At 62.2% G+C, this 23,701-nt stretch carries 22 protein-coding genes; 9 read left to right on the top strand and 13 right to left on the bottom strand.

Going from position 1 to position 23,701, the window contains the following annotated elements; translation table 11 throughout:
* Nucleotides 1-99: 99 nt before the first annotated feature.
* The 9 genes from NTD80_RS00730 to gloB form a co-directional block, all read right to left on the bottom strand.
* On the bottom strand, nt 100-1,050 hold the full coding sequence (locus NTD80_RS00730) for a FecR domain-containing protein (protein ID WP_262131704.1): 951 nt from the start codon (nt 1,048-1,050) through the stop codon (nt 100-102).
* Nucleotides 1,047-1,568 carry a sigma-70 family RNA polymerase sigma factor gene (locus NTD80_RS00725; RefSeq protein ID WP_262131703.1) on the bottom strand — a complete coding sequence of 174 codons (522 nt, stop codon included), beginning with the start codon at nt 1,566-1,568 and terminating at the stop codon, nt 1,047-1,049. The genes NTD80_RS00730 and NTD80_RS00725 overlap by 4 nt, the downstream gene beginning before the upstream one ends.
* A 123-nt stretch (nt 1,569-1,691) precedes the next feature.
* Entirely contained in the window at nt 1,692-3,293 is a 1,602-nt protein-coding gene (locus tag NTD80_RS00720) for an ABC transporter ATP-binding protein (protein WP_262131702.1), read from the bottom strand.
* A gap of 1 nt (nt 3,294) precedes the next feature.
* Nucleotides 3,295-4,314: an ABC transporter permease gene (locus NTD80_RS00715; RefSeq protein WP_065906391.1), complete on the bottom strand. Its 1,020-nt coding sequence runs from the start codon at nt 4,312-4,314 to the stop codon at nt 3,295-3,297.
* Between the two features lies 1 nt (nt 4,315).
* A complete protein-coding gene (locus NTD80_RS00710) occupies nt 4,316-5,389 on the bottom strand; it encodes a microcin C ABC transporter permease YejB (protein WP_065906392.1) in 1,074 nt (357 codons plus the stop codon).
* Nucleotides 5,390-7,228: an extracellular solute-binding protein gene (locus NTD80_RS00705; protein ID WP_065906394.1), complete on the bottom strand. Its 1,839-nt coding sequence runs from the start codon at nt 7,226-7,228 to the stop codon at nt 5,390-5,392.
* A complete protein-coding gene (locus tag NTD80_RS00700; protein WP_262131701.1) occupies nt 7,225-9,054 on the bottom strand; it encodes an extracellular solute-binding protein in 1,830 nt (609 codons plus the stop codon). Before NTD80_RS00700 ends, NTD80_RS00705 begins: the two co-directional genes overlap by 4 nt.
* 587 nt (nt 9,055-9,641) lie before the next feature.
* A complete protein-coding gene (locus NTD80_RS00695) occupies nt 9,642-11,054 on the bottom strand; it encodes a lytic transglycosylase domain-containing protein (protein WP_065906399.1) in 1,413 nt (470 codons plus the stop codon).
* A 98-nt stretch (nt 11,055-11,152) separates the two neighbouring features.
* Nucleotides 11,153-11,920 carry a hydroxyacylglutathione hydrolase gene (gene gloB, locus NTD80_RS00690; protein WP_262131699.1) on the bottom strand — a complete coding sequence of 256 codons (768 nt, stop codon included), beginning with the start codon at nt 11,918-11,920 and terminating at the stop codon, nt 11,153-11,155.
* Between the two features lie 65 nt (nt 11,921-11,985).
* Here gloB and NTD80_RS00685 point away from each other — a divergent pair, with 65 nt between their 5' ends.
* From NTD80_RS00685 to NTD80_RS00665, 5 genes are all read left to right on the top strand, one after another.
* The gene (locus NTD80_RS00685) at nt 11,986-12,744 is read left to right on the top strand and encodes a class I SAM-dependent methyltransferase (RefSeq protein WP_201144156.1); all 759 of its coding nucleotides are present in this window, start codon (nt 11,986-11,988) and stop codon (nt 12,742-12,744) included.
* A gap of 29 nt (nt 12,745-12,773) precedes the next feature.
* The gene (gene rnhA, locus NTD80_RS00680) at nt 12,774-13,226 is read left to right on the top strand and encodes a ribonuclease HI (protein WP_003173571.1); all 453 of its coding nucleotides are present in this window, start codon (nt 12,774-12,776) and stop codon (nt 13,224-13,226) included.
* A gap of 70 nt (nt 13,227-13,296) precedes the next feature.
* Entirely contained in the window at nt 13,297-14,037 is a 741-nt protein-coding gene (gene dnaQ / locus NTD80_RS00675) for a DNA polymerase III subunit epsilon (protein ID WP_262131783.1), read from the top strand.
* 189 nt (nt 14,038-14,226) lie between these two features.
* On the top strand, nt 14,227-16,482 hold the full coding sequence (locus NTD80_RS00670) for an Orn/Lys/Arg decarboxylase N-terminal domain-containing protein (protein WP_262131698.1): 2,256 nt from the start codon (nt 14,227-14,229) through the stop codon (nt 16,480-16,482).
* An 8-nt stretch (nt 16,483-16,490) separates the two neighbouring features.
* Entirely contained in the window at nt 16,491-17,057 is a 567-nt protein-coding gene (locus NTD80_RS00665; protein WP_083221450.1) for a GNAT family N-acetyltransferase, read from the top strand.
* Here NTD80_RS00665 and NTD80_RS00660 read toward each other — a convergent pair.
* A complete protein-coding gene (locus NTD80_RS00660) occupies nt 17,047-17,967 on the bottom strand; it encodes a LysR substrate-binding domain-containing protein (RefSeq protein WP_262131696.1) in 921 nt (306 codons plus the stop codon). The genes NTD80_RS00665 and NTD80_RS00660 overlap by 11 nt on opposite strands.
* A gap of 155 nt (nt 17,968-18,122) precedes the next feature.
* On the opposite strand from NTD80_RS00660, the gene gspG reads away from it, so the two are divergent.
* Complete coding sequence (gspG, locus tag NTD80_RS00655) at nt 18,123-18,569, top strand: type II secretion system major pseudopilin GspG (protein WP_262131694.1); 447 nt, start codon at nt 18,123-18,125, stop codon at nt 18,567-18,569.
* Nucleotides 18,570-18,671: 102 nt separating this feature from the next.
* Nucleotides 18,672-19,016 carry a hypothetical protein gene (locus NTD80_RS00650; RefSeq protein ID WP_262131693.1) on the top strand — a complete coding sequence of 115 codons (345 nt, stop codon included), beginning with the start codon at nt 18,672-18,674 and terminating at the stop codon, nt 19,014-19,016.
* Nucleotides 19,017-19,079: 63 nt separating this feature from the next.
* Here the strand turns inward: NTD80_RS00650 and NTD80_RS00645 are convergent, their stop codons facing one another.
* Complete coding sequence (locus NTD80_RS00645) at nt 19,080-19,316, bottom strand: hypothetical protein (protein ID WP_027606489.1); 237 nt, start codon at nt 19,314-19,316, stop codon at nt 19,080-19,082.
* A 227-nt stretch (nt 19,317-19,543) separates the two neighbouring features.
* On the opposite strand from NTD80_RS00645, the gene NTD80_RS00640 reads away from it, so the two are divergent.
* The gene (locus tag NTD80_RS00640) at nt 19,544-20,101 is read left to right on the top strand and encodes an NADPH-dependent FMN reductase (protein ID WP_106804184.1); all 558 of its coding nucleotides are present in this window, start codon (nt 19,544-19,546) and stop codon (nt 20,099-20,101) included.
* Nucleotides 20,102-20,158: 57 nt separating this feature from the next.
* Here the strand turns inward: NTD80_RS00640 and poxB are convergent, their stop codons facing one another.
* On the bottom strand, nt 20,159-21,883 hold the full coding sequence (gene poxB, locus NTD80_RS00635; protein ID WP_201144160.1) for a ubiquinone-dependent pyruvate dehydrogenase: 1,725 nt from the start codon (nt 21,881-21,883) through the stop codon (nt 20,159-20,161).
* A 77-nt stretch (nt 21,884-21,960) separates the two neighbouring features.
* Entirely contained in the window at nt 21,961-23,193 is a 1,233-nt protein-coding gene (locus NTD80_RS00630) for an NADH:flavin oxidoreductase/NADH oxidase family protein (protein ID WP_106804182.1), read from the bottom strand.
* A gap of 72 nt (nt 23,194-23,265) precedes the next feature.
* Here NTD80_RS00630 and NTD80_RS00625 point away from each other — a divergent pair, with 72 nt between their 5' ends.
* Nucleotides 23,266-23,670, top strand: coding sequence for a MerR family transcriptional regulator (locus NTD80_RS00625; RefSeq protein WP_262131691.1), 405 nt, complete (start codon nt 23,266-23,268; stop codon nt 23,668-23,670).
* Nucleotides 23,671-23,701: the final 31 nt, after the last annotated feature.

Genomic DNA, 23,701 nt, shown 5'->3' with positions numbered 1-23,701 from the left:
GAATGTTTCCCTTTGGATCAAATCGATCGGCGAATTGAAAGCGTCTGCAGGGTTAACCGAACGAGTTTTGAAAAAGGGCACTGGCGGTTGAAGATTTTTTCACTGGGGGCTGACGGTGACCCACCACGGCAGCAACCGGTCGACGCGAATCGGCAACGCGGCTTGCAGCAGGCGCAGGGCGTGGTCGCTGTCCTTGAGCGGGAATGAACCCATCACCGGCAACTGCGCCACGGCCGGGTCGCAACCCAGGTGGCCGGGACGATAACGGTTGAGCTCGGCGACCAACTCGCCCAGCGCCAGGTTGTCGGCCAACAGCACGCCACGGCTCCAGGCCTCACGGGCGGGAGAGGCCGGGGCGGTCGGGTCGAAACCGTTGCGGGCGAACCGGACCTGCTGGCCTGCCTCGATGATGCGCACCTGCTGGTTGAGGGTGCTGACCTGCACTCGGCCTTCGAACACGTTGAGTTGGGTATGCTCCTCGCCCTGCAGCACGCTGAAGCGGGTGCCCAGCGCCTGCAGCCGGCCGTATTCGGTGTCCACCAGGAATGGGCGGCTGGCGTCCTTGGCCGTGTCGATCAGCACTTCGCCAAAGCGCAGGCGCAGCAAGCGTTGCGTCGTATCGAAGCGCACATCCAGCGCGCTCAGGGCGTTAAGCCATACATGGCTGCCATCGGCCAGCAAAGCGTCGCGGGTTTCGCCGCTGGCAGTGGCGTAGTCGGCGCTCCAGCCGCCCACCAGCCGGGGCAGGGCGGTGTTGCGCCAGGTGCCCCAGGCCAGCGTCGAGCCGGCGCACAGCACCAGCAAGGTCTTGAGGGTCTGGCGCCGTGAACTGCGCAGTGCACGGCCGGCGCCCTGGGAATGCTCCATCAACGGTGCGAAGCGCTGGCTGACGCGCTCCACATAGTGCCAGGCCGCCAGGTGCTCGGGGTTCTGCATCAACCAGGATTGCCAGCGTTGCTGCTCCTGGGCGCCGTTCGGGTCCTGCAGGCGCACGTACCACTGCGCGGCCTGTTCGAGGCTCGCGTGGCTGAGTTTGCCGGTGGGGCTCATTGCACCAGCATCCCGTCGAGCTCGGCTTCGAGGATCGCGCAATGCAGCAAGGCCTGGGCCATGTACTTCTTGACCATGCGCTCGCACACGCCCAAGTGTTGCGCGATCTGTTTGTAGGGCAGGCCATGCAGTTGCGCGAGCAGGAAGGCTTGGCTGACCTTTTTCGGCAGGCGGGCGAGCATGGCATCCACTTCGTAGAGGGTCTCGACGATGATGGCGCGCTGTTCCGGCGATGGCTGTGTCGCCTCCGGGCACAACGCCAGGCTGTCGAGCCAGGCTTTCTCCAGCTGGCGACGACGCCAATGGTCGATGCACAACCCGCGGGCAATGGTGGCCAGGTAAGAGCGCTGGCGCACGTGATCGGTCTCGGCGGGGGGCCGGCTGAGGATGCGGATAAAGGTGTCGTGAGCCAGGTCAGCGGCATCCCAGCGGTCGTTCAGGCGTCGGCGCAACAGGCCAAGTAACCAGCTGTGGTGGGAACCGTAGAGGTGGGTGAAAGAGGTCGACACAATATCCATCCAGCGCAAAAGAATTGGCGTAAATAAGAATTGGTCGCGATTAAAGCAAAGGGCGGGAAGGTGCGCAAATGATATTGGTTTGCTTCTAGGTGGGAGCGGGCTCCCACCTGGCAGTGCAGTGCGTCAGGCCGGTACCAGGAAGGCAGCCTCCAGCAACTGCCGGGTGTAGGCGTGCTGCGGGTTGGCGAAGATCGCCTGGGCGTCGCCTTGTTCCACCACCTGCCCCTGCTTGACCACCATCAACTGGTGGCTCAGCGCCTTCACCACCGCTAGGTCATGGCTGATGAACAGGTAAGTCAGGTTGTACTTGGCCTGCAGGCTGCGCAGCAATTCCACCACCTGGCGCTGTACGGTGCGGTCCAGCGCCGAGGTCGGTTCGTCGAGCAGGATCAGGCGTGGCTTGAGCACCAGCGCGCGGGCGATGGCGATGCGTTGACGCTGGCCCCCGGAGAACTCGTGGGGGTAGCGATTGCGCGACGCCGGGTCGAGGCCGACCTCTTTGAGCGCGGCGATAATCGCCGCTTCCTGCTCGGCCGGTGTGCCCATCTTGTGGATGCGCAGGCCTTCGCCGACGATTTCGCTCACGCACATGCGTGGGCTGAGGCTGCCGAACGGATCCTGGAACACCACCTGCATTTCGCGGCGCAACGGGCGTACCTGTTGCTGGCTGAGCGTGTCCAGTTGCTGGCCTTCAAAGCGGATCCCGCCCTTGCTGGCGATCAAGCGCAAGATGGCCAGGCCCAGGGTGGATTTACCCGAGCCGCTTTCACCGACGATGCCCAGCGTCTGCCCCTGCGGCAGGCTGAAGTTGATGCCGTCCACCGCCTTGACGTAATCGACGGTGGTGCGCAAAAAGCCTTTCTTGATCGGGAACCACACCTTGAGGTCATCGACCTCCAGCAACGGTGGACCGATAGCGTTGCCGGCCGGCCCGCCGCTGGGCTCGGCTGCCAGCAGTTCCTGGGTGTAGGGGTGCTGCGGCGCCTGGAACAGCGTCTCGCAATCGGCCTGTTCAACGATGCAGCCCTGTTGCATCACACACACCCGATGGGCGATGCGCCGCACCAGGTTGAGGTCGTGGCTGATCAGCAGCAAGGCCATACCCAGGCGTGCCTGCAGCTCCTTGAGCAACTCCAGGATCTTCAACTGCACGGTGACGTCGAGGGCGGTGGTCGGCTCATCGGCGATCAACAACTCCGGCTCGTTGGCCAGCGCCATGGCGATCATCACCCGCTGGCGCTGGCCGCCGGAGAGTTCGTGGGGCAGGGCCTTGAGGCGCTTGTGCGGCTCGGGGATGCCCACCAGCTCCAGCAGTTCCAGGGTGCGCTGGGTGGCGACCTTGCCGGTGAGGCCTTTGTGCAGGCCGAGTACCTCGTTGATCTGCTTCTCGATGTTGTGCAGCGGGTTCAGCGAGGTCATCGGCTCCTGGAAGATCATCGCAATGCGGTTGCCGCGAATGTGCCGCAGGGTTTTTTCCTTGAGCGTCAACAGGTCTTGCCCGGCGTACTCGATGGTGCCCGACGGATGCCGAGCCAACGGGTAGGGCAGCAGGCGCAGGATCGAGTGGGCGGTCACCGATTTGCCGGAGCCGCTTTCGCCGACCAGCGCCAGGGTTTCGCCGCGCTTGATGTCGAAGCTGACGTTGTTCACCACACGGTGGTGATGCTCGCCGGTGACGAACTCGACAGAGAGGTCGCGGATTTCGATCAGATTGTCCTGATTCATCTCATTTCCTCGGGTCGAAGGCATCGCGAGCGGACTCGCCGATAAACACCAGCAGACTCAACATGATCGCCAGCACGGCAAACGCGCTCATGCCCAGCCACGGTGCCTGCAGGTTGGATTTGCCCTGGGCCACCAGTTCACCCAGCGACGGTGAGCCCGCCGGCAAGCCGAAGCCGAGGAAGTCCAGGGCGGTGAGGGTGCCGATGGCGCCGGTGAGAATGAACGGCATGAAGGTCATGGTCGAGACCATGGCATTGGGCAGGATGTGGCGGAACATGATCGCGCCGTTCTGCATGCCCAGTGCCCGGGCCGCGCGTACGTATTCCAGGTTGCGCCCGCGCAGGAACTCGGCGCGCACCACGTCCACCAGGCTCATCCAGGAAAACAGCAGCATGATCCCCAGCAGCCACCAGAAGTTGGGCTGCACGAAGCTGGCGAGGATGATCAGCAGGTACAGCACCGGCAACCCGGACCAGATTTCCAGGAAGCGCTGCCCGGCCAGGTCGACCCAGCCGCCATAGAAACCCTGCAGGGCGCCGGCGATCACGCCGATGATCGAGCTGAGCACGGTCAGCGTCAGGGCGAACAGTACCGACACACGAAAGCCATAGATCACCCGCGCGAGCACGTCACGGCCCTGGTCATCGGTGCCCAGCAGGTTCACCGCGGACGGTGGCGCCGGCGCCGGTACTTTGAGGTCGTAGTTGATGCTCTGGTAGCTGAACGGGATAGGCGCCCACAAGGTCCAGGCATCCTTGGCCTTGAGCAATTCCTGGATATACGGGCTCTTGTAGTTGGCTTCCAGCGGGAATTCGCCGCCAAAGGTGGTCTCCGGGTAGCGCTTGAGCGCCGGGAAATACCAGTCGCCATCGAAGTGCACGGCCAGCGGCTTGTCGTTGGCGATCAACTCCGCGCCCAGGCTCAGCACAAACAGGATCAGGAACAGCCACAGCGACCACCAGCCGCGCTTGTTGGCCTTGAACCGCTCGAACCGGCGGCGATTGAGGGGGGATAGATTCATCTCAATGCTCCCGGCTGGCGAAGTCGATGCGTGGATCGACCAGGGTGTAGGTGAGGTCGCCGATCAGTTTCACGATCAGCCCCAGCAGGGTGAAGATAAACAGCGTGCCGAACACCACCGGGTAGTCGCGGTTGATGGCCGCTTCAAAGCTCATCAGACCGAGGCCGTCGAGGGAGAAGATCACTTCGACCAGCAAGGAGCCGGTGAAGAAGATGCCGATGAACGCCGAGGGGAAGCCCGCGATCACCAGCAACATTGCATTGCGGAACACGTGGCCGTAGAGCACGCGGCGGTTGGTCAATCCCTTGGCCTTGGCGGTGACCACGTACTGCTTGTTGATCTCGTCAAGAAAGCTGTTCTTGGTCAGCAGGGTCATGGTGGCGAAGTTACCGATCACCAGCGCGGTAATCGGCAGCGCCAGGTGCCAGAAGTAGTCGAGAATCTTGCCGCCCCAACTCAGTTCGTCGAAGTTGTTGGACGTCAGCCCGCGCAACGGGAACCAGTCGAAATAACTGCCGCCGGCAAACACCACGATCAACAGGATCGCAAACAGGAACGCAGGGATCGCGTAGCCGACGATGATCGCCGAGCTGGTCCACACATCGAAATGGCTGCCGTGGCGCGTGGCCTTGGCGATCCCCAGCGGGATCGACACAAGGTACATGATCAGCGTGCTCCACAGCCCGAGGGAGATGGACACCGGCATCTTTTCCTTGATCAGGTCGATGACCTTGGCGTCGCGGAAGAAGCTGTCGCCGAAATCCAGCGTGGCGTAGTTCTTGACCATGATCCACAGGCGTTCCGGCGCCGACTTGTCGAAGCCGTACATCTTCTCGATTTCTTTGATCAGCGCCGGGTCCAGGCCCTGGGCGCCACGGTAGCTGGAGCCGGCCACCGCGACTTCAGCACCGCCGCCGGCAATGCGGCTGGTGGCGCCTTCAAAGCCTTCGAGCTTGGCGATCATCTGCTCGACCGGCCCACCGGGCGCGGCCTGGATGATCACAAAGTTGATCAGCAGGATGCCGAACAGCGTGGGGATGATCAGTAACAGGCGGCGAATAATATAGGCCAGCATTCAATCGCCTCCGCTCGCCGGATCGGCGGTCTGGGTGGTGTCCACGGTTACCGCCGGCTTGGCATCGGGCTTGGCCCACCAGGTGGCGGTGCCGACGTCATAGCGCGGTGAGACCTTCGGGTGGCCGAGGTGGTCCCAGTACGCCACGCGGTAGGTCTTGATGTGCCAGTTGGGGATCACGTAGTAACCGAACTGCAGCACACGGTCCAGGGCCTTGGCATGGGCCACCAGGCTTTGGCGCGAGTCGGCGTCGATCAGCTCTTCCACCAGTTGGTCGACGGCCGGGTCCTTGAGCCCCATGTAGTTGCGGCTGCCGGGCTTGTCGGCGCTGGACGACGACCAGAATTCGCGCTGCTCGTTACCCGGTGAGGTGGACTGCGGGAAACTGCCGACCAGCATGTCGAAGTCCCGCGAACGAATACGGTTGACGAACTGCGAGACGTCGACCCGGCGGATCACCAGGTCGATGCCCAGGTCGGCGAGGTTGCGCTTGAACGGCAGCAGGATGCGTTCGAACTCGGTCTGTGCGAGCAGGAACTCGATGGTCACCGGTTTGCCGGTGGTGTCGACCATCTTGTCGTCGACGATGCGCCAGCCGGCTTCCTGCAGCAGTTGATAGGCCTCGCGCTGCTGGGTGCGGATCATGCCGCTGCCGTCGGTTTTGGCCGGTTCGAAGGCCTGGGTGAAGACCTCGGCGGGGATCTTGTCGCGCAGCGGCTCGAGGATCTTCAGCTCATCCGGTCCGGGCAGGCCGGTGGCGGCCATTTCGGAGTTCTCGAAATAACTGCGGGTACGGGTGTAGGCGCCGTTGAACAGCTGTTTGTTGCTCCATTCGAAGTCCAGCAACAGGCTGATCGCCTTGCGCACGCGCACATCCTGGAACATCGGCTTGCGCGTATTGAACACAAAGCCCTGCATGCCGGTGGGGTTGCCGTTGGGGATTTCTTCCTTGATCAGCCGGCCCTGAGCTACTGCCGGAATGTTGTAGGCGTTGGCCCAGTTCTTGGCACTGAACTCCAGCCAGTAATCGAACTGCCCGGCCTTCAACGCTTCCAGGGAGACGGTGCTGTCGCGGTAGTAGTCGGTGATGCGGTTATCGAAATTGTAGAAACCTTTAGTGATCGGCAGGTCCTTGGCCCAGTAGTCCTTGACCCGCTCGTAGCGGATCATGCGCCCGGCCTTGACCTCGGCGACCTGGTACGGCCCGCTGCCCAGCGGCACTTCCAGATTGCCCTTGGCAAAATCACGCGTGGCCCACCAGTGCTTGGGCAATACCGGCAGTTGCCCGAGGATCAGCGGCAATTCACGATTGTTGGTGCGCTTGAACTTGAACAGCACGCGCAGTGGGTCCTCGGCGACCACTTCGTCGACGTCGGCATAGTAGGTGCGGTAGATCGGCGAGCCTTCCTTGAGCAGGGTCTGGAAGGTGAACACCACGTCTTCGGCACGGATCGGGTGGCCGTCGTGGAAGCGCGCTTCGGGGCGCAGGTAGAAGCGCACCCAACTGTTGTCCGGGGCCTTTTCGATCTTGCCGGCGACCAGCCCGTACTCCGTGATCGGTTCGTCCAGGCTCTGCATGGCCAGGGTGTCGTAGATCAGCCCCAGGTTGTCGGCGGGCACGCCCTTGCTGATGTACGGGTTGAGGCTGTCGAAGCCGCCCATGCTCGACTCGCGGAAGGTGCCGCCCTTGGGCGCGTCCGGGTTGACGTAGTCGAAGTGCTTGAAGTCGGCGGGGTATTTCGGCGGTTCGTTGTAGAGCGTCAACGCATGTTGCGGGGCGGCCTGGGCCGCGGTGCACAGCAACAGGCCGCCAAGCAGGGCAGTACGCAAATACATCATTGGGCTTTCTCCGAAGCTTTCAGCCACCACGCGCTCAGGCCCAGGCTATAGGGCGGCGTGGTGACAAAGGCGAACCGGTTGCGGTACGCCAAGCGATGATAGTTGAGGTACCAGTTGGGAATACTGTAGTGCTGCCACAGCAGCACCCGGTCCAGGGCGCGACCGGCCGCCAGTTGTTCTTCGCGGGTCTTGGCCGCCAGCAGTTGTTCCAGCAGGTGATCGACGATGGGGTTGTTGATGCCTGCGTAGTTCTTGCTGCCCTTGATGGCGGCCTGGCTGGAGTGGAAGTACTGCCACTGTTCGAGGCCGGGGCTCAAGGTCTGGTTGAGGGTGATAAGGATCATGTCGAAGTCGAACTGGTCCAGGCGCTGCTTGTACTGCGCGCGGTCAACCGTGCGCAGGCGCGCGTCGATGCCGATGCTGATCAGGTTCTCGACGTACGGCTGCAGGATGCGCTCCAGGTTCGGGTTGACCAGCAGGATCTCGAAGCGCAGCGGTTGCCCGTCCTTGTCGAGCAGGCGTTGCCCCGACAGCTTCCAGCCGGCTTCGCCGAGCAGGGCGAGGGCGCGGCGCATGGTTTCGCGGGGGATGCCGCGTCCGTCGGTCTGGGGCAGGCTGAAGGCCTGCGTGAACAGGTTGGGCGGCAACTGGTCGCGGTAGGGCGAGAGCATCAGCCATTCATGGCCGGTGGGCACCCCGGTGGCGGCGAATTCACTGTTGGGGTAATAGCTGAGGGTACGTTTATAAGCGCCGCTGAACAGCGTGCGGTTGGTCCACTCAAAGTCGAACATCATGCCCAGGCCTTCGCGCACCTTGGTCTGGCTGAAGGTCGACCGGCGCGTGTTCATGAACAGGCCCTGGCTCTGGGTCGGGATCTGGTGGGCGATCTGTGCCTTGATCACGTCGCCCCGGTTGACCGCCGGGAAGTTGTAGCCATTCGCCCAGTTCTTGGCCTGGTGCTCGATATAGATATCGAACTCACCGGCCTTGAATGCTTCGAAGGCCACGTCGCTGTCGCGGTAGAACTCCACTTCGACCTTGTCGTAGTTATAAAAACCCTGGTTGACCGGCAGGTCCTTGCCCCAGTAGTCCTTGACCCGCTCGAACACCAACTGCCGCCCTGGAGTGACCTTGCTGATGCGGTACGGCCCGCTGCCCAAAGGGGGTTCGAAGGTGGTGGCCTTGAAGTCGCGATTCTTCCAGTAGTGCTGGGGCAGCACCGGCAACTCGCCCAGGCGCAGTATCAGCAGCGGATTGCCGGCGCGCTTGAACACAAATCGGATGCGGTGCCGGTTGAGGATATCGACCCGCGCGACTTCCTGCAGGTTGGTGCGGTACTGCGGGTGGCCTTCGGTCAGCAGGGTGCGATAGGAAAACGCCACGTCATACGCGGTGATCGGCTTGCCATCGTGAAAGCGTGCTTCCGGGCGCAGGTTGAACACCACCCAGCTGCGGTCCTCGCTGTACTCCACCGACTGGGCAATCAGCCCGTAGCTGGAAGTGGGTTCATCGCCGGACGGCGCGTACTGGCCAGTGCCGACCATCAACGGCTCGTTCAGCTCATTGACGCCGTACTGGAGGAAATTGGGCGTGGAAACCGGGCTGGAGCCCTTGAAGGTGTAGGGGTTGAGCGTATCGAACGTGCCAAATGCCATGACCCGCAAGGTCCCGCCTTTCGGCGCTGCAGGGTTTACCCAATCGAAGTGGGTGAATTTGGCCGGGTACTTGAGCGTGCCGAACTGCGTGTAACCGTGGCTCTCGGTAATCGTCGCGTTCGCACCAAAGCTCAAGGCCAGACTTATTAGTAAAAGGAGGGGACGCTTCAAGTCAGGAATCCGATCCAGGCAGCTTGGGCTTTATGATCGGTACAGTAACAGCTTGTTCCGGTTGGAAAAAGGCTGTTGCGGGGGCTGACTGAGGGCCGGCGAGGTCTTGAGCGGTATGACTGACAAATGTGGGAGCTGGCTTGCCTGCGATAGCATCGGCTCGGTATCACCGATACACCGAGGTGTCTGCATCGCAGGCAAGCCAGCTCCCACACTTGGGCTGCGTCGCTTTGGATAGTGCGATCCCACAGGGGATTGGAATACGGGCGACACCGCAATCCCCTGTGGGAGTTGTCGAGCTTCAGCGAGGCTGCGAAAGCGCTGTCCCAGGCGAAGAAAACGCCAGCAATGCCGCCGCATTCGCAGCCTCGCCAGGGCAAGCCAGCTCCCACACTTGGGCTGCGTCGCTTTGGATAGTGCGATCCCACAGGGGATTGAAATAACGGCGACACCGCAATCCCCTGTGGGAGTTGTCGAGCTTCAGCGAGGCTGCGAAAGCGCTGTCTCAGGCGAAGAAAATGCCAGCAATGCCGCCGCCTTCGCAGCCTCGGCAAGCCAGCTCCCACCTGCGCCCGCTCGTGAGCCGGTTACCGGGGCCCGGAAACCACCAGCATCTGCCCCGGCTTCAACGCCTGGCCAGTGCGTGGGTTCCAGCGCTTGAGATGTTGCATCTCGACGTTGAAACGTTTGGCGACGATATACAGCGAATCGCCTTTCTTGACCTTGTATTGCACCGGCTTCTTGCTGTCAGCCTTGGCCACCAGCTTGCGCGTGTCCTGCATCACCAGGGTCTGGCCGACCTTGAGGGCCTGGCCGTTGAGCTTGTTCCAGCGCTGCAGGTCATGCACATCGACCTTGTTCGCCTTGGCGATCAGCGTGAGGTTGTCGCCACTGCGCACCTTGTAGCTGCGGGTACGCCCGGCCACCCGTGCCGTTTCAACTTCGTCGAACACCGGCTTCTTCGGACGCAGCGCCAGCAATTCCTCGGGCTTCATCGCCGAAAGGCTGCTGGTGAGCAGTTGCGCCTTGGAACTTGGCACCAACAGATGCTGCGGGCCGTCCAGGGTGGTGCGCTGCTTGAGTGCCGGGTTGAGCTGGAACAGTTCGTCTTCGTCGATCTCGGCCAGCGCGGCGACCCGGGACAGGTCCATGCTCTGCTTGACTTCCACCACTTCGAAGTACGGCGTGTTGGCGATCGGGTTCAGGTTGACGCCGTAGGCCTCCGGGGCCAGTACCACCTGGGACAGCGCCAGGAACTTGGGCACGTAGTCCTTGGTTTCCTGGGGCAGGGGCAGGTTCCAGTAGTCGGTGGGCAGGCCGAGCTTCTCGTTGCGCTCGATGGCCCGGCTGACCGTGCCTTCGCCGGCGTTATAGGCGGCCAGCGCCAGCAGCCAGTCACCGTTGAACATATCGTGCAGACGGGTCAGATAGTCCAGGGCGGCGGTGGTGGAGGCGGTGATATCGCGGCGGCCATCATAGGCGCGGGTCTGGCGCAGGTTGAAATAGCGACCGGTGGAGGGGATGAACTGCCACAGGCCGACCGCATCGCTGCGCGAATAGGCCATTGGGTTGTAGGCACTTTCGATCACTGGCAGCAGCGCCAGCTCCAGGGGCATGTTGCGCTCTTCAAGGCGTTCGACGATGTAATGAATGTAGAGACTGCCGCGTTCACCGGCGTTCTCCAGGAAGGACGGGTTGCTGGCGAACCACAGGCGCTGTTGCTCGATGCGCGGGTTGACGCCCAGGCCGTCCTGCAATTGAAAGCCCCGGCGCATGCGTTCCCATACATCCTGGGGCACTTCGGGGCTGGGCTTCTCTGAAAGCCAAATAGGTTTTTGCTTGATCTTGGCGGCAAGATTGGGTTTGGGTTGCACGGTGGATTGTGCAGCGAAATTTGTCGATTGGCAGCCCGCCAGAGTCGCGGACACGGCCACCGCCACGGCTTGAGCCAGGCGGGTCAATGCGTCTGAATGGTTGGATTTACGAATAGATGACGACATTGGCTGGAAGTAAGTTCCGGGCAAAAATGTCGGGCGATTCTAGAAAGCACTTTGGTTCCGGTCAACCATTCAGAAATTGCGTATCAGATTGCATCCCGTTAGAACTTATCTTTCCAAGCCCTCAAGCTAGCAAACACCTCGGCCCCAGTGCGGTTGTCGCGGCCATTCCGTTCGTCCGCTTTTTGTTTAACGGATGTTTCAGCGGTACGCAAAAAGGGGTTGGTGAGTTTCTCCAGGGCCAGGTTGGACGGCAGCGTCATCTCGCCGCGGTCACGCAGTTGGCGGACGTTTTCCACGCGTTTGGCGATATCGGCGTTGTCCGGTTCCACCGCCTGGGCGAACTTCAGGTTGCTTTGTGTGTATTCGTGCGTGCAATACACCCGCGTGTCGGCGGGCAGGGCGGCCAAGCGTTGCAGCGAAGTGTGCATCTGCTCCGGCGTACCTTCGAACAGGCGCCCGCAACCGGCGGCGAACAGGGTGTCGCCACACAGCAGCACGCCCTGGTGATAAAAGGCGATATGGCCCAGGGTGTGGCCGGGCACGGCGTACACGTCGAAATCCCAGGCGAGCACGTTGATACGGTCGTTATCCTGCAGGGCGACATCGCGCGCCGGGATGTTTTCGTTCGCCGGGCCGTAGACCTTGGCACCCGTCGCGCTTTTGAGTTGCTCGACACCGCCGACATGATCATGGTGATGGTGGGTGACCAGGATGTCGCTGAGGGTCCAGTCCGGGTTCTGCTTGAGCCAGGCCAGCACGGGCGCGGCATCGCCGGGGTCGACCACGGCGCAGCGGTTGGTCTGGGGGTCTTGTAACACCCAGATGTAGTTATCGGTGAAGGCGGGCAGGGCACTGATCTGTATCATTCTTCGATTCGCCAAGCTGAACACATTGGTGCATCTTAGAACGTCTAGGCGAGTTGGAGAATGCAATGACTGATAAAGCGTTCGCCCAGGCCGATCCTGAGTGGCTGGCACTGATCAGCGCCGCCCGCGAATGGCTGTCCGGGCCGATCGGGCAATTTCTGCTGGATGAAGAGCGGCGCATGCTCGAAGACGAGTTGGGCCGGTTCTTTGGCGGCTACCTGGTGCACTACGGCCCGTCGGCCCAGACACCGCCTGCCGCGCCGCAGGTGCAACGCAACGTGCGCCTGGGGGCGCCGTTGCCGGGCGTGGAGATCGTCTGCGAAGAGCAGGCCTGGCCGTTGAGCGAGCACGCCGCCGATGTGGTGGTGTTGCAGCACGGCCTGGATTTCTGCCTGTCGCCCCACGGTTTGTTGCGCGAAGCGGCGAGCAGTGTGCGCCCTGGTGGCCATTTGCTGATTGTCGGCATCAACCCCTGGAGCAGTTGGGGCCTGCGCCATGTGTTCGCCCATGACGGCTTGCGCCAGGCACGCTGCATCTCGCCGTCGCGGGTCGGCGACTGGCTGAACCTGCTGGGCTTCGCGCTGGAGAAACGCCGCTTCGGGTGCTATCGTCCGCCGCTTGCGTCCGCCAAGTGGCAAGGCCGCCTGGCCGGCTGGGAACGCCGCGCAGGTGCCTGGCAGTTGTCTGGCGGCGGCTTCTATTTATTGGTGGCACGCAAGATCGTGGTCGGGCTGCGTCCCGTGCGCCAGGTACCACGCCAGTCCATGGGCAAGCTGGTGCCGATGCCGATGGCCAAGGTCAACCGCAAGCAAAGCGAACCGTAAAACTTTTTTGATTTCAGACCGAGCAACCGATGACCGATAGCGTAGAACTCTTCACTGATGGTGCCTGCAAGGGCAACCCCGGCCCTGGCGGCTGGGGCGCGTTGCTGGTGTGCAAGGGCGTGGAGAAGGAGTTGTGGGGCGGCGAAGCCAACACCACCAACAACCGCATGGAACTGATGGGCGCGATTCGCGGCCTCGAAGAACTCAAGCGCCGCTGCAACGTGCTGCTGGTGACCGACTCGCAATACGTGATGAAGGGCATCAACGAGTGGATGGTCAACTGGAAGAAGCGTGGCTGGAAAACCGCGGCCAAGGAACCGGTGAAGAATGCCGACCTGTGGCAACTGCTCGATGAGCAATGCAACCGCCATGACATCACCTGGAAATGGGTGCGCGGTCACATCGGCCATCCGGGCAACGAGCGCGCCGACCAACTGGCCAACCGGGGCGTGGATGAAGTGCGCGGCTACAAGCAAAGTTGAAGCCGGCTGACGTGTTAACATCGCGCCCTTTGATTCACACCACACCGTTGAGAGCTGAACCCTGATGGCCATCCGATCTGTTGTACTCGATACCGAAACCACCGGCATGCCGGTGACCGACGGCCACCGGATCATTGAAATCGGCTGTGTCGAACTGATGGGTCGCCGCCTTACCGGTCGCCACTTCCACGTCTACCTGCAACCGGATCGCGACAGTGACGAAGGCGCGATCGGCGTCCACGGCATCACCGACGAGTTCCTCAAGGGCAAGCCGCGATTCGCCGAAGTGGCGGACGAGTTCTTCGACTTCATCAACGGCGCCCAGCTGATCATCCATAACGCGGCGTTCGACGTCGGCTTCATCAATAACGAATTTGCCCTGATGGGGCAGATGGATCGCGCGGACATTTCCCAGCACTGCTCGATCCTCGACACCTTGATGATGGCCCGCGAGCGTCACCCCGGCCAGCGCAACAGCCTCGATGCGTTGTGCAAGCGTTACGGCGTCGACAACTCCGGCCGTGAACTCCACGGCGCCTTGCTCGACTCCGAGATTCTCGCCGACGTTTACCTGACCATGACGGGCGGGCAAACCAGCCTGTCCCTGGCAGGGAACGCGTCCGATGGCAGCGGTTCGGCGGAAGGCTCGGGCAACCGGCCTTCGGAGATCCGTCGCCTGCCGGCGGACCGCAAGCCCACCACGATCATCCGCGCCAGCGAGCAAGACCTGGCCGAGCATGCCGCGCGCCTGGAAGCGATTGCCAAGTCGGCGGGCGCGCCGGCGTTGTGGACCCAACTGACCCAGCAATAACCGGTTCCCCTGTGGGAGCCCGCTTGCCGGCGATAGCGATGTATCAGCCATGGATAACGCGGCTGGCTCGACGCTATCGGCGGCAAGCCGGCGGCTGCAGGTGATGTGCATCGCTTTCAAAATCTTCATTCGCGCCATTGCCCGCAAGCTTCTACCCTGAGTGCATAGCCCTCAGGACTGCCCGCACCCATGTACAAAGACCTGAAGTTCCCAGTGCTGATCGTGCACCGTGACATCAAGGCCGACACCGTTGCCGGTGATCGGGTTCGAGGCATCGCCGGGGAGTTGGAGCAAGAGGGCTTCAGTATCTTTTCCGCGGTGGACTACGCCGAAGGCCGGCTAGTGGCCTCTACCCATCACGGCCTGGCGTGCATGCTGATTGCCGCTGAAGGCGCCGGCGAAAACACCCACCTGCTGCAGAACATGGTCGAGCTGATCCGCCTCGCGCGGGTGCGTGCGCCGAACCTGCCGATCTTTGCCCTGGGCGAGCAAGTCACCCTGGAGAACGCACCGGCCGATGCCATGAGCGAACTCAACCAACTGCGTGGCATTCTTTACCTGTTCGAAGACACCGTGCCGTTTCTCGCCCGCCAAGTGGCGCGTGCGGCACGCACTTACCTGGACGGCCTGTTGCCGCCGTTTTTCAAGGCGCTGGTGCAGCACACCGCCGACTCCAATTATTCCTGGCATACCCCCGGTCATGGCGGCGGCGTGGCTTATCGCAAGAGCCCGGTGGGGCAGGCGTTTCATCAGTTCTTTGGCGAGAACACCCTGCGCTCGGACTTGTCGGTCTCGGTGCCCGAACTGGGCTCGCTGCTCGATCACACCGGGCCGCTGGCCGAAGCCGAAGCCCGCGCCGCGCGCAACTTTGGCGCCGATCACACGTTCTTCGTGATCAACGGCACGTCGACCGCCAACAAGATCGTCTGGCACTCCATGGTCGGGCGTGACGACCTGGTGTTGGTGGACCGCAATTGCCACAAGTCGGTGTTGCATTCGATCATCATGACCGGTGCCATCCCGCTGTACCTGTGCCCGGAACGCAACGAACTGGGGATTATCGGCCCGATCCCCCTGAGTGAATTCAGCCCGGAATCGATCCGTGCCAAGATCGAGGCCAGCCCGTTGGCCCGTGGTCGACCGGCGAAGGTCAAGCTGGCGGTGGTGACCAACTCCACCTATGACGGGCTGTGCTACAACGCCGAGCTGATCAAGCAGCAATTGGGCAACAGTGTCGAGGTGCTGCACTTTGACGAGGCCTGGTACGCCTACGCCGCCTTCCACGAGTTCTTCGCCGGCCGCTATGGCATGGGCACCTCGCGGACCCCGGACAGCCCGCTGGTGTTCACCACCCACTCAACGCACAAGCTGTTGGCGGCGTTCAGCCAGGCCTCGATGATCCATGTGCAGGACGGTGGCGCCCGCCAGCTGGACCGTGATCGGTTCAACGAAGCGTTCATGATGCATATTTCCACCTCGCCGCAGTACAGCATCATCGCCTCGCTGGACGTGGCCTCGGCGATGATGGAAGGCCCCGCCGGGCGTTCGCTGCTGCAGGAAATGTTCGACGAGGCCCTGAGCTTTCGTCGCGCGCTGGCCAATCTGCGCCAGCACATTGCCGCTGAGGACTGGTGGTTTTCCATCTGGCAACCGCCCTCGGTGGCCGGTATCGACCGCGTGGCGACGGCGGATTGGCTGTTGCAGCCGCAGGATGATTGGCACGGCTTCGGCGATGTGGCTGAGGACTACGTGCTGCTGGACCCGATCAAAGTCACCCTGGTGATGCCGGGACTCAACACCGGTGGCGCCCTCAGCGACTGCGGCATTCCTGCGGCGGTGGTCAGTAAATTCCTCTGGGAACGTGGGCTGGTGGTGGAAAAGACCGGGTTGTATTCCTTCCTGGTGCTGTTTTCGATGGGCATCACCAAGGGTAAATGGAGTACCTTGCTCACCGAGTTGCTGGAGTTCAAGCGCAACTACGACGCCAATGCCAGCCTGGCCAGTTGTTTGCCATCGGTGTTCGCACAGGGCACGTTGCGCTATCAGGGCCTCGGCCTGCGCGACCTGTGCGATCAGTTGCATAGCTGCTACCGTAGCAACGCGACCGCCAAGCACCTCAAACGGATGTACACGGTTTTACCGGAAATCGCGATGAAACCGGCGCACGCCTACGACCAACTGGTCAGGGGCGAGGTGGAAGCGGTGTCTATCGATGCGTTGCCAGGGCGCATAGCCGCGGTGATGCTGGTGCCTTATCCGCCCGGCATCCCGCTGATCATGCCGGGCGAGCGCTTTACCGAGTCGACGCGATCGATCATTGACTACCTGGCCTTTGCCCGGACGTTCGATAGCAGTTTTCCCGGTTTTGTCGCCGATGTTCATGGATTGCAACACGAAGACGACGGCAGTGGTCGTTGTTACACCGTCGATTGCATCAAGGGTTAAGAATGTTTATGCAAGCTGTAATGAACCCGAAGTATCCGGGGCTCAGTGTACGGGTCGCCGACGAAGGCTTTGATGCCTACGTGTGGGGCAATGACTTCAGCTTCGAGGTCGTTGCCTACGGTGAGCCGCAGATGGGCAAGCGGGTCGATCAATGGCCCGTGGAGCGCATCGTACCGTACCGCAAGTGCTATGGCATCGACCCGGAGGAATTCGCCAGTTTTCGCGATGCGCCGGACAGTGCGATCTTCATGGCGTACCTGGATGATCGGGCGGTCGGGCATATCGTGATCAGTACCAACTGGAACGGCTTTGCCCACGTGGACGAGTTGGCGGTGGCGTTGCCCGCGCGACGCCATGGAGTGGCCAAGGCGTTGCTGGATGTGGCGCAGTTCTGGAGCCGCAAGAAAAACCTGCCGGGCATGATGCTCGAAACCCAGAACAACAACCTGGGGGCCTGCCGTTTGTATGAGCGTTGCGGCTATGTGATGGGCGGGATCGACCACCTGCGCTATCGCGGCATTGATCCGCAGACCCGCGAAGTGGCGATTTTCTGGTATCGGTTGTTCAAGGTGTAGGGGCGAGGGGTTTGGTGTCGCTGGCGAGCAGGCCCTCAGCCTTTTGCGTGACGATCTCCAGCAACGCATTCAGGGCCGGTGAGGCCACGCCCTCCTTGAGGGTCAGCGCATACAGGTTGACCATGATCGGCGGCGACACCGGGCAGGCATCCAGCCCGGCCTCGCGCGCACCGAACGCGGTGAAGGGGTCGACAATCGCCAGGCCTTCGCCGGCTTCCACCATGCTGCGCATCATCTGGTAAGTCTGCACCCGTGTCTGCACCACCGGCAGCGGGCGCAAGGCTTGCAGCTTGGCGTCCAGCAGACGGCTGAGCGGGTCTTGTCCTTCCAGCCCGATCATCGATTGGCCGGCCAGGTCCTGCAGCGCAATGTACTTTTGCTTGGGCTTGAGCCAGCCATGGGGCGCCAGCAGTTGCAGCTTGCCTTGGGCCAGCACGCTGCAGTGGATTTGCGGGTGCTGCGGGTCATGCAGGCTCAAGCCGACGTCGGCTTCATGCAGCAGCAGGCTCCTGACGATGTCCCGCGTCGGCTGGCTGGAGAGGTTGCACGGTGTGTCCTGGAAGCGTCGGCGCAGCACTGCAATGCTGTGTGGCAACAATTGGTTGGCCAGCGGCGGAGTGCAGAGGGCGCGCAAGGTCGGAGCGTGATGGTGTTTCAAACGGCTGGCCAGGCGTTGCACCGGTTCCAGCGCTTCCTGCAGGTGGGCCATTTCGACCTGCAGCTCCAGGGTCTCGCGGGTCGCTTGCAAGCGCCCGCGCACGCTGGCGAACAACATGAAACCCACTTGCTGCTCGGCATCCTTGAGCGTCGCCTCTACATCGCCCACAGGCAGTTGCAACCATTCGGCGGCCGTGCCGAGGTGTCCGGTCTGCAAGATGGCCTGAATCACTTCGATATGACGTAAACGCATGGCCGGAGTCTAGGGTCAGGAGGACGGGGATTCAATGGGTGGGCAAAAAAGAGCTGGGGCGTTGATTGGCGTCGACTACCGTTAATCATGCACGCAACTGCAACCAGCAGGCTGTATAAAGAGTGTTCAATCGCGCGATGACGGAGAGCCTTACCATGCCGGGAAGTACCAGGGTCTATACCCTTCAGCGCCAACACGGCTTTACCCGGTGGGCGGTGTTGGTGGCACTCGTCATCATTGGCTTGCTCGCACTTGCCGTGGGCCCGCGATTGTTCGGCGATGTGGCGCTGACGGAAATTTCCACGGCCAAGACCCAGGTGGCCACGCTCGGTGAAGCCGTCGAGCGGTTCCACCAGGACACCGGCCGCTACCCGACTGACAGCGAGGGCCTTGAGGCCCTGGCCGCGCAGCCGGCGGGCGAGACGAAATGGAAGGGGCCCTATGTCGACGAAGACCTGCTGAGCGATCCCTGGGGCGTTGCCTATCAGTACCACTTCCCGCCCACCCAGACGCGAACGCCGTTCGATCTGTTTTCGTTCGGCAAGGACCGCACACTGGGCGGCGTGGGTGAGAACAAGGATATTACCTACGGCGACCAGTAAATCATCTGGCATTACCCATCGACCTGATTAGAATGGCTCGTCTGATCGACAACGACCAAAGCCGGTGACCGGCACACACAACAAAAACAGGTCTGGTCTCATATGCGTTTGCCCTCGATATTCCTCGGGGTAACGGCCAAGCCACTGCTGGTCCTGGTGACCGTAGGGGGCGTGGCCGCTTATCTCTTCAGCAATCATGACGAAATCACCGCGCAAAACCTTGCCCTGGAGGCGTTTATCCGTGCCGAGGAACAGGTGGGCGCGCAGGTGGGTACGGTGCTGGACATGACGCTGGTCAGGCAGGTGGTGGCGTATCCCGCGTACAACTCGCCGGGCTACACGCGCCTGATGTATGCGGTGGAGGGCGAGCGGGGGAGGTTGATGGTGACGCTCAAGCAGGTCGACGGGGAGCCGGGGCTGGAAATCACCGAGATCCGTCGGCCGTGATCGCCCGGCCCAGTCAATGCCGTCAATGGCCGGGACTGAGCGGGTACGTTCGGGGGATCAGGCTTATGAAGCGAGGGTGGTCTGCGATTCGCGCACGATGATGGTCCCCGACTGGATCAGCTTGAACTCATCGCCTTCCAGTTTTTCTACACGGTCGCCAATGGCCAGCTTGTAGGTGGTGGTGGGTGCCGAGCCAGCCAGGTCGCCTTGCGCCGGGTTGGATTCCTGGAACTCATGCACCGAGTACACACGTCCTTCTGCGTCTCTGGCATGAAACTGTCCGACTAGTACTGCTGCCATCTGTTTAGAACCTCTGGAGATAAACACTCGATTTGCGGTGGTGTAGACCGTCATAGAGCGGGGTAGTTTACCTATGGAAAAAAAATACTATTCGCTGACCTTTTCAGACACTTCCTACGCATTGGACTGCGAGACAAACGCCTGGAGGATTATCAAAACCTTCTGGTGAACACGCCGCGAAGACTCTATAACTACAAGCTCCTTTAGTCAGACGTCGGGAACCCCCAATGAGCAAGGTCTACACGATTGCCGTCCTGGTTGGCAGCTTGAGAAAAGACTCGATCAACCGCAAGGTCGCCCTGGCATTGGCCGAACTGGCCCCTGCCAACCTGAAGTTGAACATTGTGGAAATTGGCGATTTGCCGCTCTACAACGAAGACATCGACGGTGCTGCGCCGCCGGCAGCGTACAGTACTTTCCGTCAGCAAGTACGCTCATCCGACGCGGTGCTGTTTGTGACACCGGAGTACAACCGCTCCGTGCCCGCCCCGTTGAAGAATGCAATTGACGTGGGTTCGCGCCCATACGGCCAAAGTGCCTGGAGCGGCAAGCCGGGCGCCATCATCAGCGTGTCGCCGGGTGCGATTGGTGGGTTTGGCGCCAACCACCACCTGCGTCAGTCGCTGGTGTTCCTCAATGTGCCGTGCATGCAGCAACCGGAGGCCTACCTGGGGGGCGCGGGCAGCGTGTTCGATGAGTCCGGCAAGGTCTCGGACAAGACCAAACCGTTCCTGCAGGCCTTTATTGATGCCTACGGCCAGTGGGTAGAAAAACAGACAGCCTGAGCCGATAAGCCGAGCCAAACGGGGGAGTGGGCACGCCCGCTCCCCGCCCAGCCGGCTTTATCGCAGCCAGTTGGTGCGCGCCAGTTCGATCACTTCATCGCCGCGCCCGCTCATCACCGCCTTGAGCATATACAGGCTGAAGCCCTTGGCCTGCTCGAGCTTGATGGTTGGCGGCATCACCAGTTCCTGGGTCGCGGTGACCACATCCACCAGCACCGGGCCATCATGGGCCAGGGCGCGACGCAGGGCCGGTTCCAGGTCTTCGGATTGCTCCACGCGAATGCCGAGGATGCCCATGGCGTTGGACATCGCCGCGAAGTCCGGGTTTTTCAACTCGGTGCCGGCATCCAGGTAGCCGGCGGCCTTCATTTCCATGGCGACAAAACCCAGGGATGAGTTATCGAACACGATGACTTTGACCGGCAACTGCAGCTGTGCCAACGAGATGAAATCCCCCATCAACATGGCAAAGCCGCCGTCACCCGACATCGAAATCACTTGCCGCCCGGGGAATGCCGCCTGGGCACCGATGGCCTGGGGCATGGCATTGGCCATGGAACCATGGTTGAACGAGCCGATCAGCCGGCGCCGGCCGTTCATCTTCAAGTAGCGTGCGGCCCACACGGTCGGCGAGCCGACGTCGGCGGTGAAGATGGCATCGTCATCGGCCAGTTCACTGAGCAGGCGCGCGACGTACTGCGGGTGAATCGGTCGATTGGCCTTCGACGGTTGCGCGAGGTCATCCAGCCCCTGGCGGGCTTTCTCGTAGTGCTTCAGGGAAGTCTCGAGGAAGCTGCGATCGGTCTTGCGGGTCAGGCGTGGCAGCAACGCGTCGAGGGTCTCGCTGACGTCGGCGGCGATGCCCAGGTCCAGCGTGGCACGACGGCCCAGCGCCTGCGGGTTGCGGTCGACCTGGATGATCTTCGCGTCAGTCGGGTAGAACTGGCGATACGGGAAGTCGGTGCCGAGCATGATCAGCGTGTCGCAGTCGAGCATGGCGTGGTAACCGGAGCTGAAGCCGATCAGGCCGGTCATGCCCACGTCGAACGGGTTGTCCCATTCCACGTGCTCCTTGCCGCGCAGGGCGTGCACCACTGGGGCACCCAGGGCGTCAGCCAGGGCGACCACCTGATCGTGGGCACCGGCGCAGCCACTGCCGCACAGCAGGGTGACTTTCTCGCTGCTCTCGAGGATTTCGGTCAAGCGCTGCAGGTCCTGTTCCGCCGGCAGGGTGCGCGGTGCGTGCAGGGCCGGCCAGGGCTTGAGTTTGTCTTCGACCTCCAGCAGCGACACATCCCCCGGAATCACCACCACCGCCACGCCGCGATTGAGGATCGCCGAGCGCATGGCGCGGTGCAGCACGTGCGGCATCTGCTCGGGGTTGGTGACCAGCTCGATGAAGTGGCTGCACTCCTTGAACAACTCCTGGGGATGGGTTTCCTGGAAGTAGTTCAGGCCGATCTCGGACGAAGGGATCTGCGCCGCAATCGCCAGTACCGGCACATGGTTGCGATGGCAGTCGAACAGGCCATTGATCAAGTGCAGGTTGCCCGGCCCACAGCTGCCGGCGCACACGGTCAGTTCACCGGTGGCGGCGGCCTCGGCACCGGCGGCGAAGGCGGCCACTTCTTCGTGGCGCACGTGCATCCACTCGATGCTGTCCATGGTGCGCAGGGCGTCGGTGAGGCCATTGAGGCTGTCGCCGGTCAGGCCCCAGATGCGCTTGATGCCCGCCTGTTCAAGGGTGGTCGCCAATTGCTGGGCCAGGTTGATTTTCGCCATGAAGAACTCCAATCGTCAGTGAGGTTAAAAATTGCTGATCAATAGGGGACAGTTCGATCACGGCGAATGCTCCGCGCTTAATGTGAAGATTGCGTCATGGCCGCACGGTATTGCCGGGTACGCCGCGCGATAAACCACTGGTCGCGGACCAGCGCCGTCCATGCGATCACCTTGGGATTGGGCCGGTGCCCACGGCTCAGGCGGCGCATCTGGTAGCGCACCACGGCGAGGATGGCGAGGGCGGCCAGGGGTTTGCGCTTCCAGTCGATAGGTTGCAGTTGCGGGTTGAGGTCGCGGCCTTCGCGCCAGTGCTTGATCAGTTGCGGCTCCAGGGTCAGCGCGGTGGCGATGCCGGCCATGGCGATGCCGCTGTCGAGCACTTGTTGCACGATGGGCAGGCGGCGGATACCACCGGTGACCATTACCGGCATCGTGGCGATGGCGGCCACTTCGCTGGCGAAGGCCAGGAAGTAGGCTTCACGCGCCAGGGTGCGGCCGTCGCGTGCCTCGCCCTGCATGGCCGGTGCTTCATAGCTGCCGCCGGACAGCTCGAGCAGGTCGATGGGCAGCGGGTTGAGCATCTCGATCACGGCGCGCGCGTCGGCCTCGTCGAAGCCGCCGCGCTGGAAGTCCGCCGAATTGAGTTTGACTGCTACGCAAAATGACGCGCTGACGTTGGCGCGCACTGCGTGGATCACCTCCAGCAGCAGGCGCGCACGGTTCTCCAGCGAACCACCCCAACGGTCGGTGCGCCGATTGCTCAGCGGCGACAGAAACTGGCTGATCAAGTAGCCATGCGCGCCGTGAATCTGTACCCCGGTAAAGCCGGCTTTTTCAGCCAGGCGGGCGCTGGTGGCGAAGCGCTTGATCACGTCCTGGATATCCTCCTCCGTCATGGCCCTGGGCTTGGCGAACATCTTGGAAAAGCCGCCCAGGTCAAGGGCGACGGCGGAAGGCGCTATTGCCTGCTGGCCCAGGTTGGCCATGGTCTGGCGGCCCGGATGGCTGAGCTGCACCCAGAAATGCACGCCCTTGGCGCGGGCCACATCGGCCCATTCGCGAAAGCTGTCCAGGTGCTGTTCGTCTTCGAGGGCCACGCCGCCGGGGCCAGTCATGGCGTGGCGGTCGATCATCACGTTGCCGGTCAGCAGCAGGCCCGGTTCGCCGTCTGCCCAGGTCTTGTACAACTGCTTCAATTCGCGGGACGGGGCCTGTTGGGCATCCGCCATATTCTCTTCCATCGCGGCCTTGGCGATACGGTTGGCGATGACTTGGCCGTTGGGCAGTTGCAAGGGTTCAAAGGGTGACATGGGTTGACTCCTGAGCAGGGGAGGCCTCAGGCTAAGCTTAAAGTTAACTTTAATGTCAAGCAGGCAGTGTCGATGAATATTGGTGAGTTGGCCAAACAGAGCGGGCTGGCGGCGTCGCGTATCCGTTTCTATGAAGCCGAAGGGCTGATCAGCCAGGTGGGGCGCCAGGCCAATGGCTATCGCCGCTATGCACCGGAGGCCTTGCAGACGCTGCGCTTGATTCAGAGCGCCCAGCAGGCCGGCTTCACCTTGCAGGAACTCAAGGCGCTGATGCCGGCCCCCGGCGAGCACAAGCGCGACGAGTTGATCAAGGCGCTCGAGCGCAAGGTCGAGCAGATTGAAGTGATGCAGACGCAACTGGCGCACAGCAAGGCGCAGCTACTCGGGGTGATCGACGCGGTACGCGCGCAACCGGAAGGTGTGCCGTGTTCGATGGGGCAGAAACAGGTGCTGGCGTCGATCAAACTCAACGCATAAAAAAAGCCCTGGCATGCCAGGGCTTTTTCAT

The sequence above is a fragment of the Pseudomonas sp. 13B_2.1_Bac1 genome, assembly GCF_025466155.1.
Taxonomy (GTDB): domain Bacteria; phylum Pseudomonadota; class Gammaproteobacteria; order Pseudomonadales; family Pseudomonadaceae; genus Aquipseudomonas; species Aquipseudomonas aylmerensis.
Note: the sequence above shows the minus strand (reverse complement) of the source record. Positions and strands in the feature narration are given on the sequence as shown.